This is a genomic window from Stenotrophomonas sp. 220_Sma (assembly GCF_056487375.1).
The window spans coordinates 4,210,048-4,223,672 of sequence record NZ_CM151348.1 but is presented as its reverse complement, the minus strand read 5'-3'; the positions used below and the strand labels follow the sequence as shown (position 1 = coordinate 4,223,672).

Genomic DNA, 13,625 nt, shown 5'->3' with positions numbered 1-13,625 from the left:
GCAAGCGCAGCGCGCGACCCGCTTGCGATCTTCTCTTTCTTCTCCGTGGGTGGCAGACCACCGAAATCTGTCAGAGGGCGGTCGGGTTGGGTATGCGGGGGTGTCAGCCGCATGGGCCCGAGGCATGCATCGGGCGGGTTGGGCAGGACGCCCAACCCTGGCCTTGCCGCGCGTGCAGGACTGCGCGCAAGAGCAAGCGGCTGCCAAGCCTCCAGGGACGGATTCACGGCGTCCCCCGCGTACCCAACCCGACCGGCCCAGCGGCGGCTTCTGCTTTCCGCAACACACCCCACCCACGAGGGGCTGCGCCGTTGGCTGGAAACTTCCTGACTCTGCGCAACGCCCGTTGTGGAAGCGTTCTCACAACGATGCACGGCAGCACGCCCACTGACCAAAGTCCGGAAAAAGCGTTAGCTGGTTCACACTTTTACAGCGCGTTGATCCTGATCAATGGACTTGTCGTAATCGGCCTGCACAATGGCGGCCCGTTCGGCACGGCGCGCCGTCAATCGTTGCAGCGCGAGGGGGCGTCGGGCGGGAAGCAGTACTGATCCAACGGGTACAGGGAGCGCGGAGCACTGCCACTGGGGAGCGGCAGCCGTGCAGGTACCGACCGGATCCGGTCGCCGGTTGCGTCTGCGGGGATGGGGACGCAACCGGCAACCTCTATCTGAATGGGGAGGTGTGATCACGACGTCTTCACATTTCCCGCTGCTCGCAGGCAAATCGTTGTGATTCATGGTGTTAGGGGTTTTAATTCATCCATGACCTGCTAACCTGCGACGATGATTCGACGCACTCTGGCCTGCATGCTCACCCTCGGCCTGGTCGCCTGCGCGACCCAGCCGAAGTCCCCACCGTCTTCGCCCCAGGCCAGCAGTACGCCGCGCCAGCCCGCCGCCAAGGCCCATGGCCCGGCCGAGGCCGCGCCCGAAGCCGCTGCCGCCACCGCGCCGCCGGTCGATCTCACCCCGGTGCCGTTCGAGGTCGCACGGGCCCGCTTCATTGCCGATACCGCCAAGCGCTATGGCCTGAAGCCGGAGCAGATCAGCAGCGTGCTCGACCAGGCGCAGGTGCGCCAACCGATCATCGCCGCGATGTCGCGCCCGGCCGAGCGGGTCAAGCCGTGGAACGAATACCGGCCGATGTTCATCAGCAAGGCGCGCATCGATGGCGGCCGCGCGTTCCTGGCCCAGCACCGTGCCGAACTGGACCGCGTGCAGCAGCGCACCGGGGTCCCGGCCGAAGTGATCGTGGCAATCATCGGCGTGGAAACCAGCTACGGAAAGAATGCCGGCAGCCATCGCGTGCTCGATGCGCTGTACACGCTGGCGTTCTATTACCCGCGCAGTGGCGACCCGGCCAAGCTGGAGCGCGAAGTGCGCCGCGAGCTGTTCTTCCGCGATGAGCTGGCCAAGCTGTTCGAGCTGGGCCGCGAAGAAAACCTGGACATCACCACGCTCAAGGGCAGCTATGCCGGCGCGATGGGCATGGGCCAGTTCATGCCGTCCAGCTACCTCGATTACGCGGTGGACGGTAATGGCGACGGCCGTCGCGACCTGTTCACCAGCTACGACGACGTGTTCTCGTCCATCGCCAACTACTTCGTGAAGAAGGGTGGCTGGGTGCGTGGCGGGCAGGTGGCCGTGCCGGCCACGTTGGCGCCGGGCCGCGAGGAATTCAATCCGACCGAATGGATGCCGACCTGGTCGCTGGCCGACCTGGCGAAGCGTGGCTACCAGCCCAGCGCAGCGGTGCAGCCGGGCGCCACCGCCACGCCGATCACGCTTGAAGGCAGCACCGGCAAGCAGTACTGGCTGGGCTTCCAGAACTACTACGCGATCACCCGCTACAACCTCTCGAAGATGTACGCGATGGCCGTGTTCCAGTTGTCCCAGGCCATCGCCGGACAGGAGCTGCCCCCGGCATGAACATCAGATGGCTGGTCCCAGGCTTGATCGTCCTCGCACTGGCTGCCTGCAGCAGCGCGCCGAAGAAGCCGGCCACGGCCGGCCATGGTGGCAAGTCCGGCGGCACTCTGGTGCAGGGTCGTGGCTCGCGCCCGGCACACTGCCCGGAAGGATCGCCCTACGCGGCGGCCAAGGAAGACCTGAGCACCCGCGGCAACTACACCGCCGGTGGCCTGTACAAGCCGGGCGTGCGTGACAGCACGCCGGACTACATTCCCAACGTGGCCTGCATCCCCGAGCCGGAAGTGACCGCGGAAGAACGCTCGGCGATCGGCAACAAGACGCCGTACGTGGTGCTGGGCAAGTCGTACAAAGTGCTCGACGACACCCGCAACTATGTCGAGCGTGGTACTGCGTCGTACTACGGTGCCAAGTTCCATGGCCGCCTGACCTCCAACCGTGAGGTCTACGACATGTACCAGTTCACCGCTGCGCACAAGACGCTGCCGCTGCCCAGCTTCGCCCGCGTGACCAACCTCGACAACGGTGAGTCGGTGATCGTGCGCGTCAACGATCGCGGTCCGTTCCATGATGGCCGCGTGGTCGATCTCAGTTATGCCGCTGCCGTGCGCCTGGGCATCACCCAGCGCGGCACCGGCAACGTGGAAGTGCGCGCGCTGCAGCCGGGTGAGGGCAACCTGCTGGCGCAGAAGCCGTCGCGCCGCGAGCGTCGTGCTGCGGAAGCGGCCGCCGCCAGCGCTGTAGCCAGTGCGCGCCCGGCACCGACCGCGCGTGCCGCCGCCGACAGCGACATCGATCGCCTGGTCAAGGGGCTGCCGGCCGATGGCATGCCGGCGCGTGGCCAGCCGGCCACCACCCAGGGCGTGGCCAGCACCGTGCCGGATGTGGCGGTCAGCAGCCTGCCGCCGAGTGCTCCGCCGGTGCGCAGCACCACATACGCGCCAGCTCCGGCGGTCGTTGCCAGCACCACGCCGCGCGCCGCTGCGCAGGCACCGGTCCGCACCGCCGCCGCTACCCCCAGCCTGTCGCAGCAGGTGGTGGGCGCAGTCATGGTGCAGGTTGCCAGCTTCTCCAACCGTGACAACGCCAACCGCGCGATGGGCCAGCTCAACGCCGCGGGCATCGTCGGTGCCACCATCAGTGACATCGCCGCCGGTGGCCGTACGCTGTTCCGCCTGCGCGTTCCCGCCAGCGACCATGCCAGTGCCGCGGAACTTGTCGGCCGCATCGCCGGTCTGGGGCTGGGTTCGCCGCAGATCGTCAAGGATTGATCCACCCGGGCCGGTGCTGCCGGCCCATGCTGCCCCGGCCTTACAATGGCCGCTACGTTCCACCCTCCATTCCCGGCCGTCCCCTGGAGCCTGCTGTCCAATGAATTTCCGTTCCGCCGCCACCGCCCTGGCCGCCACCCTGGTGGTGGGCCTGGCTTCCGCCCAGACGCCGCTGCCGACTCCGGCCACGCCGGCGCCTGCCGCCGCCGCTGCCGCCCCGGCCACCGTCGCCACTCCGCCGGCGCCGGCGCCGAGCGTGTCCAAGGCCTGGGTGCTGATGGATTACGCCACCGGCCAGGTGCTGGCCGGTGAAAACATCAACGAACAGCTGGCTCCGGCCAGCATCACCAAGGTGATGACGTCCTACGTGATCGCCGCCGAGGTCAAGAACGGCAAGGTCCGTGCGGATGACCAGGTGATGATGAGCGAACGCGCCTGGCGCGAAGGTGGCGCGGGTACCGATGGCAGCTACAGCGGCTTCCCGGTCAACCAGACCGCGCGCCTGGAAGACATGGAAAAGGGCATGGCGATCCAGTCCGGCAACGACGCCGCGATCGCCCTGGCCGAGCACGTGGCTGGCAGCGAGGAAGCCTTTGCGTCGCTGATGAACAGCTATGCCGCCAAGATCGGCATGAAGAATTCGCACTTCGTCAACGCCCATGGCCTGACTGCGCAGGGCCACCACAGCACCGCCTACGACCTGGCGCTGCTGGGCCGCGCGATGGTGCGCGATTACCCGGAAACCTACGCGTACAACAAGATCAGGGAATTCCAGGTCGGCAACATCAAGCAGCCGAACCGCAACCTGCTGCTGTGGCGCGATGGCAGCGTGGACGGCATCAAGACCGGCCACACCTCGGAAGCCGGTTACTGCCTGATGAGCTCGGCCCAGCGCGGCGACCAGCGCCTGATCGCCGTGGTGCTGGGCGGCCAGTCGGAAAAGCAGCGTGCCGATGACAGCCTGGCCCTGCTGAACTGGGGTTTCCGCTTCTTCGAGACCCACCGCCTGTACGAGCCGGGCAAGGCCGTGGCCGAGCACAAGGTCTGGAAGGGCACCACCGACAAGGTGCAGCTGGGCGTGGCCCAGCCGATGCTGGTGAGCGTGCCGCGCGGCCGTTACAACGACCTGAAGCCGAGCATCGACGTGCCCAAGACCCTGGAAGCACCGTTCACCGCCGGCCAGCAGATCGGCACCGTGAAGGTGATGCTGGATGGCAAGCTGGTGGCCGAAGCGCCGCTGGTGGCGGTGGCTGCCGTCGAACAGGCCGGCTTCTTCAAGCGCCTGTGGGACAGCTTCTGGATGTGGTGGGAATCGGAATGATCCACGCCCCGGCGTGGTGAAGGAAAAGGCCGGCAAATGCCGGCCTTTTCTGTTTCGGGATGCCGCTTGCGCATGAATCCTGCCGGATGTGGGTAGTGCCGGCCGCTGGCCGGCTCCCCATGGATCCATCCGGATATGCCGGCCCCGGTGTGCCGACCAACGGTCGGCACCTACCTACAGCGAGCGGCTGATGGTGAAGCTGCCGAACACCGGCGCTTCGCGCTGGCCGTTGAACTCGCGCGTGCTGTGGTAACGCGCCGCGGCGAACTTCCAGCGTCCGTACATCACCGCCACGCCATAGCCGCCGTAGGCCACCACATGGCGCTTGTCCACACTGTGGCTGTTGCGGAACGTGTTGCCATCCAGCGTGATGTCACGGATCACCCAGGCGGCGTCCGAGGTCGCGAACAGGTGCCAGGACCAGCCATTCGGACGGCCGCCTCGGGTCGGCGCAGTGTTCTCACCGGCCGGGCGCAACGGCGTGCTGCCGAAGTCGTCCGGCAGCTTCCAGCCGAAGCGCACTTCACCGCCAAGGTTGGCCTTGGTTTCCAGGTTGCCGATCGATCCACCGTAGTGGCTGATCGCGTCCCAACCCCAGCCGTCGGCATTGACGCTGGCATCGCCCGGCCAGCGGCGCATGCGCTCATGGGTCAGCATGAACAGCGGCTCGTTGTGCAGCTGGTTGTCCCAGCCCTTGAATTTCTCGTCACCCAGCACTTCGTGCACGGCATTCTGCACCTGCTTGCCCTGTGCCCACGGGCCAACCACGCCCAGCGTCAGCTGGGTGGTCTGCAGGCGGTCGCCGCTGCGCGCATTGAAACCGAAGTTTGCGATCAGTACGCCGGCGTAAGGGCGGTCGTCCTCGATCAGGTCCCTGCGGCTGAAATCGGTCGGGGTGAAGATGCCCTGGCCGATGCTGAAGATCATGTTCTGCTGTTCGAACTTGCCCGGATGCAGCCCTTCCAGGTACTGGTTCACCCAGCGGGCCATGCGTGGCAGGCAGGGGTCGTCGGTGTAATCGACCAGATTGGGCGAGACCAGGGTCAACAGTGCACCATTGGTATAGCCCTGGTCCTGGTGGCGGCCGCCGAACAGGTCGTTGTCAACGCGGAAATTGACCTGCGGAGGGTGGTCGCGCATCGCGTCCGGGCCACATTGTTCGGCCGCCTGGGCGGCGAGGGGGAGGGCAGCAGCCAGCAGGCCGGACAGCCCGAGGGCTGCAAGGCGGCGTTGGGAAGGGGGGCTCATGTGGAGGTTTTTTCTGTCTGTCGTTATATGCCGCGACACGGTACTCGTGCGGGCGTGATGGAACGAGCGCGTTCGAATCACTTGTCTGTTCCGAAAACGACATTGTCTCGTGAAGACAATCCTGCACTGTCCTGCGGCGCCCCAAGGGGCAACGGCCAATGCTGAACGGCCGTTCAGCTGCAACGCAGCGACTCACCGGTGCACTGTTTGACGTTGATGAATACTCTTGGGTTTGTTGGCCTGCGGCCCGATAATGGGGGCATGGAAATCAAGTCCGACAACCCCGACCACGGCTTCCAGTTCCCCGGCCAGTTCGAGCTCAGTGCCATGGGCCCGGCCAACCGCGGCCTGGAACATGAGCTTCCCCGCCTGCTGCTGGCTGCCGGCATCGATGTGGTGAATGAACGCATCAGCTGGAAGCATTCCTCCAACGGCAAGTACGTGTCCGTGCGCATCGTGTTCAAGGCCGAGAGCCGCGAACAGTACGACCTGGCGCACCAGGCACTGCGCGACCACCCGGAAGTGAAGTGGACGCTGTAGCCGACAGCTGCCCGGCCGAAGCCGCCCCGGAAGACCGCGCGCCGCGCCCGGCGCTGGTCCGCGACCTCGGCCGCCAGGCCTATGAACCGGTATGGCGCGCCATGCGGCGCTTCACCGACCAGCGCAGCGAGGCCGACGCCGATGAGCTGTGGGTGGTCGAGCACGACCCGGTATTCACCCTGGGCCAGGCCGGCAAGGACGAGCATGTGCTGGCGCCGGGCGAGATCCCGGTGCTGCACGTGGACCGCGGCGGCCAGGTGACCTATCACGGCCCCGGCCAGCTGGTGGTCTATCCGCTGCTGCGCCTGCCACGGCTGGGCATCGGTGTGCGCGACTACGTGTGCCGCATCGAGCAGGCCATCATCGATACCCTGGCCGAGTGGAACATCGGCGCCGAACGCCGCGAGGGCGCCCCGGGCGTCTACGTCGGTGGCGCCAAGATCGCCGCGCTCGGCATCCGCGTGCGCCGCGGCTGTACCTTCCATGGCCTGGCCTTCAACGTGGCCATGGACCTGGAACCTTTCCACCGCATCAACCCCTGTGGCTATCAGGGGTTGCAGGTGACCTCGGTAGTAGACTTGGGCGGGCCCTCCGGGATGGAGGCCGTCAAGCCGGTGCTGCTGGACCACCTGGCCCGCCAGTTCGGCCTGCTGCTGCAGCCCACGCCCGAACTGCCTGATCTTTCTGCGGCCGCCTGACCGCCCCCCGGAACTGCCATGACTGAAACCACCGCCCGTTCCATTCCCCTGCAGATCGTGCAGGGCGACTCTCCGTCCGCCGCGCCGTTGCAGGCCGGGGTCAAGCAGCTGGGCGGTGACAAGATCAACCGCTCGCCGGTGCAGTTCGCCGACGCGCCGGTGCTGCGCAAGCCGTCCTGGATCCGCGTGCGCATTCCTTCGGGCAATGCCGTGCAGAACCTGAAGGCCAAGCTGCGCGAGAACCGCCTGGTGACGGTGTGCGAGGAAGCCAGCTGCCCGAACATCCACGAGTGCTTCGGCCACGGCACGGCAACGTTCATGATCCTCGGCGAGGTCTGCACCCGCCGCTGCTCGTTCTGCGACGTCGCCCACGGCCGCCCGAAGCCGCCGGATGCCAACGAACCGGCCAGCCTCGGCCAGACCGTGGCCGACATGGGGCTGAAGTACGTGGTGGTGACCAGCGTCGACCGAGATGACCTGCGCGACGGCGGTGCCCAGCACTTCGTCGACTGCATCAGTGCCATCCGCGCGAAGTCGCCGGGCACCCGCATCGAAGTGCTGACCCCGGACTTCCGCGGCAAGGGCCGCATGGAGCGCGCGCTGGAGATCCTGGCGCAGAACCCGCCGGACGTGTTCAACCACAACATCGAAACCGTGCCGGACCTGTACCGCAACGTGCGCCCGGGTGCGGACTACCAGTGGTCGCTGAACCTGCTGAAGAACTTCAAGGCGCAGCATCCGGACGTGCCGACCAAGAGCGGCATCATGCTGGGCCTGGGCGAAGAGTTCGAACAGATCAAGGCCACCATGCGTGACCTGCGCGCGCACGACGTGGACATGATCACCATCGGCCAGTACCTGCAGCCGACCGCGCACCACCACCCGGTGCTGAAGTACTGGACCCCCGAGGACTACAAGGCGCTGGAAGACTACGGCTACGAGCTGGGCTTCAGCCACGTGGCCTCCGGCCCGATGGTGCGCTCGTCGTACCACGCCGACGTGCAGGCCAAGGGCGCCGGCGTCCGGTAAGCGGTTGCGCGATGCGCGCTACCGCTTCCCACGCTGCGCTGCGCACACCGTGGGCCCCGGCTTACCACCACCCACACCCCCGCCGCTTCGCGGCCGCCCCCTGACTCAGGGGGCTTGCAACCCCATGCCCTCTGCAACCGGACAGACGGCGCCGCTGGGTGCGCCGCTCTTCAGCCATTCACAATTTGCTACACCGGCCCGGCTAGGCTGGTTTTCCACCGAGCGCGGCCGGGTGACAAACCCGGCAACTTTCGGCACTGTCGTGGTGTCTTAACACCCTGCAGTCTCCCCCTTGGCAAGGCGCCTTCGAGCACGTCAATGAAATTCAAAGCCCCCGCATTCCTGATGGCCCTGGCGCTGGTCGCGCCGCTGGCGCTGGCGGCCAAGGCCGATTCGCCGGCATTGCCCGCTGCGGCAACCGCCGATCAGGTGACCACCTCCAAGCTGGTGTACGGCCTGCTGTCCGACAGCCGCTACGCGTACCGCCCGCGTGCGCTGGACGAGGCCACCTCCAAGGACGTGTTCAAGCGCTACCTGGAGACGCTGGACGGCGGCAAGCAGTACTTCACCCAGGCCGACGTGGCGCGCTTCGCGCCGTTCGAAGCCAACATTTCCTCGGCCATCCGTGGCGGCGAGCTGGAGCCGGCGTTCCAGGTGTTCGCGGTCTACAAGCAGCGCGTCGGCGAACGTGTGGCCTACGCGCGCAAGCTGCTCAAGCAGGAGCCGGACTTCACCACCGACGAGCGCTTCGAATACGACCGCAAGAAGGTGCCGTGGGCGGCCAGCAGCGCTGAACTGGATGAGCTGTGGCGCAAGTCGGTCAAGAACGACTGGCTGCGCCTGAAGCTGGCCGGCAAGAAGCCGGACGACATCCGCAAGACGCTGGACAAGCGCTACGCGACGCTGGAGAAGTCGGTCAATGAACTGAAGGGCGAAGACGTCTTCCAGTTCTTCATGAACTCGTACACCAGCGCCGTTGACCCGCACACGGATTACTTCACGCCGCGCACCGCCGAGAACTTCAACCAGGCGATGTCGCTGTCGCTGGAAGGCATTGGTGCGCAGCTGCAGCGCCAGGACGACGTAGTGGTGATCCGCGAGATCATCGCCGGTGGCCCGGCCGCAGTGGATGGCACGCTGAAGCCGGGTGACCGTATCGTCGGCGTCGGCCAGGGCAAGTCCGGCCTGGTCGAGGACGTGATCGGCTGGCGCATCGACGACGTCGTGGCCAAGATCCGCGGCGCCAAGGATACCCAGGTCAAGCTGGAGTTCATCCCGGCTGCTGAGGGCGCCGACGGCAAGCACCACACTCTGGTGCTGACCCGCCAGAAGGTGCGCCTGGCCGAACAGGCCGCCAAGGGCGAGACCATGACCATTCCGGCCGCCAATGGCGAGCCGGCGCGCAAGGTCGGCGTGATCAAGCTGCCGACCTTCTACCAGGACTTCGAAGGCCGTCGCCGCAACGCGGCCGACTACGCCTCGGCCACCCGCGACGTGGCCAAGCTGCTGGCCGGCTTCAAGAACGACAAGCTGGACGGCGTGGTGCTGGACCTGCGCAACAACGGTGGTGGTTCGCTGGATGAAGCCATTGAACTGACCGGTCTGTTCATCGAGCAGGGCCCGGTGGTGCAGGTGCGCGAGTCCGGTGGCCGCGTCACCGTCAACAGCGACCGCAACCAGGGCGTGGCATGGGATGGCCCGCTGGCAGTGCTGATCAACCGCGGTTCGGCCTCGGCTTCGGAAATCTTTGCCGGTGCCATCCAGGATTACGGCCGTGGCCTGGTGATCGGTGAGACCAGCTTCGGCAAGGGCACCGTGCAGAACATCGTCGACCTGGACCGTTGGCCGAGTGGCGAGACCCAGCGCTTCGGCCAGGTGAAGCTGACCATCGCCCAGTTCTTCCGCATCAGCGGCAGCAGCACCCAGCACAAGGGTGTGGTGCCGGACCTGGCCTTCCCGGCCAGTGTCGATGCCACCGAGTTCGGCGAGAGCACCTACGACAACGCGCTGCCGTGGACCCGCATCGCTGCCGTGCCGCACACCCAGTACGGCAACTTCGCGCCGCTGCTGCCGAAGCTGGAAACCCGCCATGACGCGCGCATCGCCGCCGACAAGGAATTCCAGTGGTGGAACGAGGACGTGCAGCAGTTCCGCACCGAGGCCGCGAAGAAGTACATCTCGCTCAACGAGGCCACCCGCCGCGCCGAGCGTGAGCGCCAGGACACCCAACGCAAGGAACGCCAGGCGATGCGCAAGGAACTGGGCCTGGCCCTGGACCCGCTGGCCGATGACAGCAACGACGACGGCCTGACTGGCAACGAGCGCGACATCGTCAAGGATGCCGCCCGCGAGAAGGCTGCCGAGAAGCGTCCGGACCCGCTGCTGCGCGAGTCGGCCTCGATCCTGGCCGATGCGGTGAACCTGCTGGCCAATGACCGCCCGCTGTCGGCGCAGGTGCTGCCGCAGTCGACCGGCGCTGGTCGCTGGGCGGACTGAGCCGGCGACGGCATGTGATACCCGAGGGGCCGGCATTGCCGGCCCTTCTGCGTAAAAGGGGACGGAGGGGATTAAGTCGTTTGTGGCACAAACGACTTAATCCCCTCCGTCCCCTTTTCTGTGCATGAACCGGCAGCAACGGGGTGGCTCGGTCACGCCGGTTTCAACCTGCCGCACACGGCCGCAGGGCTACCCTTGGCGGTACCGTCCTCGCAGGAGTACCCATGCGGGCCTCCCGTCTTTCCAGTGCTGCCGTGGCGCTCGCCAGCGCCCTGATCCTGTCGGCCTGTGGTGGCCGCGCCGCCGACAGCACGTTGCTGCGCGAATCCTTTGATTCCGGCGACACCTTCTCGCGTACCGTCGATGGCCGCCCCGGTGACGCCTGCGAGGCCGCGCGGCGTACCCTGCTCAGCCAGGGCTACGCCATCGCCCGCTCCGACGAAGCGCAGGTGGAAGGCAACAAGAACTTCCAGCCACGCGAGGACGACCACGAGCAGCTGGTGCTGCGCATCTCGTGTGCCCCGCGTGGCAGCCAGACGCTGGTATTCGTCAGCGCGGTGCAGGACCGCTATGCGCTGAAGAAGAGCCCGACGTCGGCCAGCGTGGGCGTGGGTGCATTGGGCTCGGTGTCGCTGCCGTTCGGCAGCAATGACGATTCGCTGGTGAAAGTGGCCAGCAGCACCGTCACCGATGCCGGGTTCTATCAGCGCTTCTTCCAGCGTCTGCAACAGTACCTGCCGGCGGATGCCGGCAAACCCGCACCGCCTGCGCTCGCGCCGCCCGAGCCTGCATCGTCCGAGCCCGCACCGGCCCGCAGCACGGATCAAGGGTGATCGTGCGCGGCAGGTTGATGGGTGTGGCACTCCTGCTGATGCCCGCGCTGGGCATTGCGTCCGCAACGCCGGACTGCACGCAGGGCCTGCTGCAGCGGCTGGGATGGCGCTTTGACGAGGTCACGGCCGGTGTACCACAGGTGCACGGCGGCCCGGTGTGTACACGTGCCTCGCTGGCTGAAGCACAGGCGGCAGGCGATCTGCGCGTGGGGTGGCCGGCCGGAATGTCCGCTGCAGCACGCCAGGCGTTGCTGCAACAGTTGCTGGACGAGCCAGCCACGGTCTGCGCCTATGCCTTCGAACTGGGCGCGGCCACGCAACGTGCGGCTTCGGCACTGCAGGACAACCCCACCTTCCGCTTCTCCGGCCCGCAGCTGGGCTGGATCGGCTTCGGCCTGCAGGGCCCACGCGCGCAAGGCTGGCAGCGCACACGCAGTTTCGGTCGTGGCTTCGTGCCGAGCGCGGGTAACAGTCATGCACTGGAGGCGTTCTACAGCGGTGCCGTGCGTGCCGAATGCGGGGTCGGCCGCCAGGTCGCGCAGCTGGCCGCGCAACGAGAGCTCTATGGTGATGCCACGTTCGATACGGAGTTCGCAGCGGATGAACTGTCGATCGGCACTTTCCTCGCCCTGCACGAGACCGACAGCATCCTGCTCGGTGCCCACGCGGGTGATTTCTTCGCTGATGGCAAGGCGGTGCGCACCTCGGCGATGGGACGGCAGGCCTTCGTTGGCGTGCCCGGCTTCATCGAGCACGTGTACGACAAGGGCACGCTGGACGACCTGAGCAACCAGGCCGAGAACTTCGTCGTGGTCGAGGTGGGCGAGGGCGCCGCGCAGGCACTGGCTGCGCATGGCGGCCTGGCCTGGTACGACCAGCGCAATGCCGAACTCTGGAAACTCGCGCAGGGCATCCCGCGCATCGGCCAGCGCTACTTCGAGCGCCTGTTGTTCGAGCGTGATCCCAACCTTCGTGCACGGCTGGAACCGCGCTACCACGACACGCTGGCACGCATGGACCAGCTGCTGGACGATCCGTTCTACCAGCAGTTCGTGATCTATGTGCATCCACGCGGTATACGTCCCATCGGCTACCACATCGCCCGCCTGCTCGATCGCAACCCGCGAACGCCGTTTTCGATCGACCTGGCGGTGCACAATCTGCATACCACGCTCTACCGGCGTTGGCGCGAGGCGCAGCTGCGCCACTGCGCGGCTACCGGCAGGCCAGGCAGCCTGACCCTAGACCCCAACTGAAGGTGAAACAATGGACATTGCAATGATCGGCCTCGGCCGCATGGGCGCCAACATGGCCCAGCGCCTGCATCGTGGCGGCCACCGCGTGGTCGGCTACGACCCGGGCGAAGGCGCCCGCCAGCGCGCCGCCGAGGCTGGCCTGGAGGTGGTTGATTCGCTGGCCGCCGCGGTTGCCGCGCTGCCGGTGCCGCGCGTGGTGTGGCTGATGGTGCCGGCCGGCGAAACCGTCGACCAGACCCTGGGCCAGCTGACCCCGCACCTGGCCGAAGGTGACATCGTCATCGACGGCGGCAACTCCAACTACCAGGACTCGATCCGCCGCGCCAAGGCCCTGGCCGAAGACGATCTGGGCTACGTCGACTGCGGCACCAGTGGTGGCGTGTGGGGCCTGCAGGAGGGCTACAGCCTGATGGTCGGTGGCGAAGCGTCGGTGGTGGAGCAGATCGCACCGCTGCTGCGCACGCTGGCACCGGCCGAAGATCGTGGCTGGGGTCGTGTCGGCCCGTCCGGCGCTGGCCACTTCACCAAGATGGTCCACAACGGCATCGAGTACGGAATGATGCAGGCCTACGCCGAAGGCTTCGCACTGATGGAGCGCAAGCAGGAAATGGAGCTGGACCTGGCCCAGGTGGCCGAGGTGTGGCGCCACGGCAGCGTGGTGCGCTCGTGGCTGCTGGACCTGAGCACCGAAGCCCTCAAGCGCAATCCATCGTTGGATGGCATTGCACCGTACGTGGAAGACTCCGGCGAAGGCCGCTGGACGGTTGCCGAAGCGATCGCACTGGATGTACCGGCACCGGTGATCACCCTGTCGCTGCTGGAACGCCTGCGCTCGCGCGAATCGAATTCGTTCACCGACCGCCTGCTGTCGGCGATGCGCAACGAGTTCGGCGGCCACGCCATCAAGAAATCGTAAGCACCGCGGTGGGGTCGGAGCCCTTTCCGCAGGAAAGGGCTCTGACCCCTTGCAGCCAGTCGAGCATGGCTCGACTCTACAAAAGC

11 protein-coding genes are annotated in these 13,625 nt (G+C 66.8%); 10 read left to right on the top strand and 1 reads right to left on the bottom strand.

The window, feature by feature from the left end; all coding sequences use genetic code 11:
• The first annotated feature begins 785 nt into the window (after window positions 1-785).
• The 3 genes from mltB (at window position 786) to ACZLIB_RS19685 (ending at window position 4,523) form a co-directional block, all read left to right on the top strand.
• Window positions 786-1,931, top strand: a complete 1,146-nt coding sequence (mltB, locus tag ACZLIB_RS19695; protein ID WP_049400491.1) for a lytic murein transglycosylase B — start codon at window positions 786-788, stop codon at window positions 1,929-1,931.
• Window positions 1,928-3,202 (top strand): septal ring lytic transglycosylase RlpA family protein, encoded by a 1,275-nt coding sequence (locus tag ACZLIB_RS19690; RefSeq protein ID WP_049400490.1) that lies wholly within the window; start codon window positions 1,928-1,930, stop codon window positions 3,200-3,202. The genes mltB and ACZLIB_RS19690 overlap by 4 nt, the downstream gene beginning before the upstream one ends.
• Before the next feature lie 100 nt (window positions 3,203-3,302).
• Entirely contained in the window at window positions 3,303-4,523 is a 1,221-nt protein-coding gene (locus ACZLIB_RS19685) for a D-alanyl-D-alanine carboxypeptidase family protein (protein ID WP_478468502.1), read from the top strand.
• Window positions 4,524-4,697: 174 nt separating this feature from the next.
• On the opposite strand, the gene ACZLIB_RS19680 is transcribed toward ACZLIB_RS19685, so the two are convergent.
• Entirely contained in the window at window positions 4,698-5,771 is a 1,074-nt protein-coding gene (locus ACZLIB_RS19680) for a lipid A deacylase LpxR family protein (protein WP_032130312.1), read from the bottom strand.
• A 261-nt stretch (window positions 5,772-6,032) separates the two neighbouring features.
• On the opposite strand from ACZLIB_RS19680, the gene ACZLIB_RS19675 reads away from it, so the two are divergent.
• From ACZLIB_RS19675 to gnd, 7 genes are all read left to right on the top strand, one after another.
• The gene (locus ACZLIB_RS19675; protein WP_005411067.1) at window positions 6,033-6,311 is read left to right on the top strand and encodes a YbeD family protein; all 279 of its coding nucleotides are present in this window, start codon (window positions 6,033-6,035) and stop codon (window positions 6,309-6,311) included.
• Window positions 6,299-7,009: a lipoyl(octanoyl) transferase LipB gene (gene lipB / locus ACZLIB_RS19670; RefSeq protein ID WP_478468501.1), complete on the top strand. Its 711-nt coding sequence runs from the start codon at window positions 6,299-6,301 to the stop codon at window positions 7,007-7,009. Before ACZLIB_RS19675 ends, lipB begins: the two co-directional genes overlap by 13 nt.
• A gap of 18 nt (window positions 7,010-7,027) precedes the next feature.
• Window positions 7,028-8,038: a lipoyl synthase gene (gene lipA / locus ACZLIB_RS19665; protein ID WP_032130310.1), complete on the top strand. Its 1,011-nt coding sequence runs from the start codon at window positions 7,028-7,030 to the stop codon at window positions 8,036-8,038.
• 318 nt (window positions 8,039-8,356) lie between these two features.
• Window positions 8,357-10,534 carry a carboxy terminal-processing peptidase gene (locus tag ACZLIB_RS19660; protein ID WP_032130309.1) on the top strand — a complete coding sequence of 726 codons (2,178 nt, stop codon included), beginning with the start codon at window positions 8,357-8,359 and terminating at the stop codon, window positions 10,532-10,534.
• Between the two features lie 224 nt (window positions 10,535-10,758).
• Window positions 10,759-11,367, top strand: a complete 609-nt coding sequence (locus ACZLIB_RS19655; protein WP_032130308.1) for a DUF2242 domain-containing protein — start codon at window positions 10,759-10,761, stop codon at window positions 11,365-11,367.
• Between the two features lie 17 nt (window positions 11,368-11,384).
• Window positions 11,385-12,623, top strand: a complete 1,239-nt coding sequence (locus ACZLIB_RS19650) for a hypothetical protein (RefSeq protein ID WP_478468500.1) — start codon at window positions 11,385-11,387, stop codon at window positions 12,621-12,623.
• Between the two features lie 10 nt (window positions 12,624-12,633).
• Window positions 12,634-13,539, top strand: coding sequence for a phosphogluconate dehydrogenase (NAD(+)-dependent, decarboxylating) (gene gnd, locus ACZLIB_RS19645; RefSeq protein WP_014648435.1), 906 nt, complete (start codon window positions 12,634-12,636; stop codon window positions 13,537-13,539).
• Window positions 13,540-13,625: the final 86 nt, after the last annotated feature.

What these genes read in the sequence shown, in the direction of transcription:
- ACZLIB_RS19655 (WP_032130308.1), top strand. Translation starts at nt 10,759, where the DNA reads ATGCGGGCCTCCCGTCTTTCCAGTGCTGCCGTGGCGCTCGCCAGCGCC.
- ACZLIB_RS19690 (WP_049400490.1), top strand. Translation starts at nt 1,928, where the DNA reads ATGAACATCAGATGGCTGGTCCCAGGCTTGATCGTCCTCGCACTGGCT.
- mltB (WP_049400491.1), top strand. Translation starts at nt 786, where the DNA reads ATGATTCGACGCACTCTGGCCTGCATGCTCACCCTCGGCCTGGTCGCC.
- gnd (WP_014648435.1), top strand. Translation starts at nt 12,634, where the DNA reads ATGGACATTGCAATGATCGGCCTCGGCCGCATGGGCGCCAACATGGCC.
- ACZLIB_RS19675 (WP_005411067.1), top strand. Translation starts at nt 6,033, where the DNA reads ATGGAAATCAAGTCCGACAACCCCGACCACGGCTTCCAGTTCCCCGGC.
- ACZLIB_RS19650 (WP_478468500.1), top strand. Translation starts at nt 11,385, where the DNA reads ATGGGTGTGGCACTCCTGCTGATGCCCGCGCTGGGCATTGCGTCCGCA.
- lipA (WP_032130310.1), top strand. Translation starts at nt 7,028, where the DNA reads ATGACTGAAACCACCGCCCGTTCCATTCCCCTGCAGATCGTGCAGGGC.
- ACZLIB_RS19685 (WP_478468502.1), top strand. Translation starts at nt 3,303, where the DNA reads ATGAATTTCCGTTCCGCCGCCACCGCCCTGGCCGCCACCCTGGTGGTG.
- ACZLIB_RS19660 (WP_032130309.1), top strand. Translation starts at nt 8,357, where the DNA reads ATGAAATTCAAAGCCCCCGCATTCCTGATGGCCCTGGCGCTGGTCGCG.
- ACZLIB_RS19680 (WP_032130312.1), bottom strand. Translation starts at nt 5,771, where the DNA reads ATGAGCCCCCCTTCCCAACGCCGCCTTGCAGCCCTCGGGCTGTCCGGC.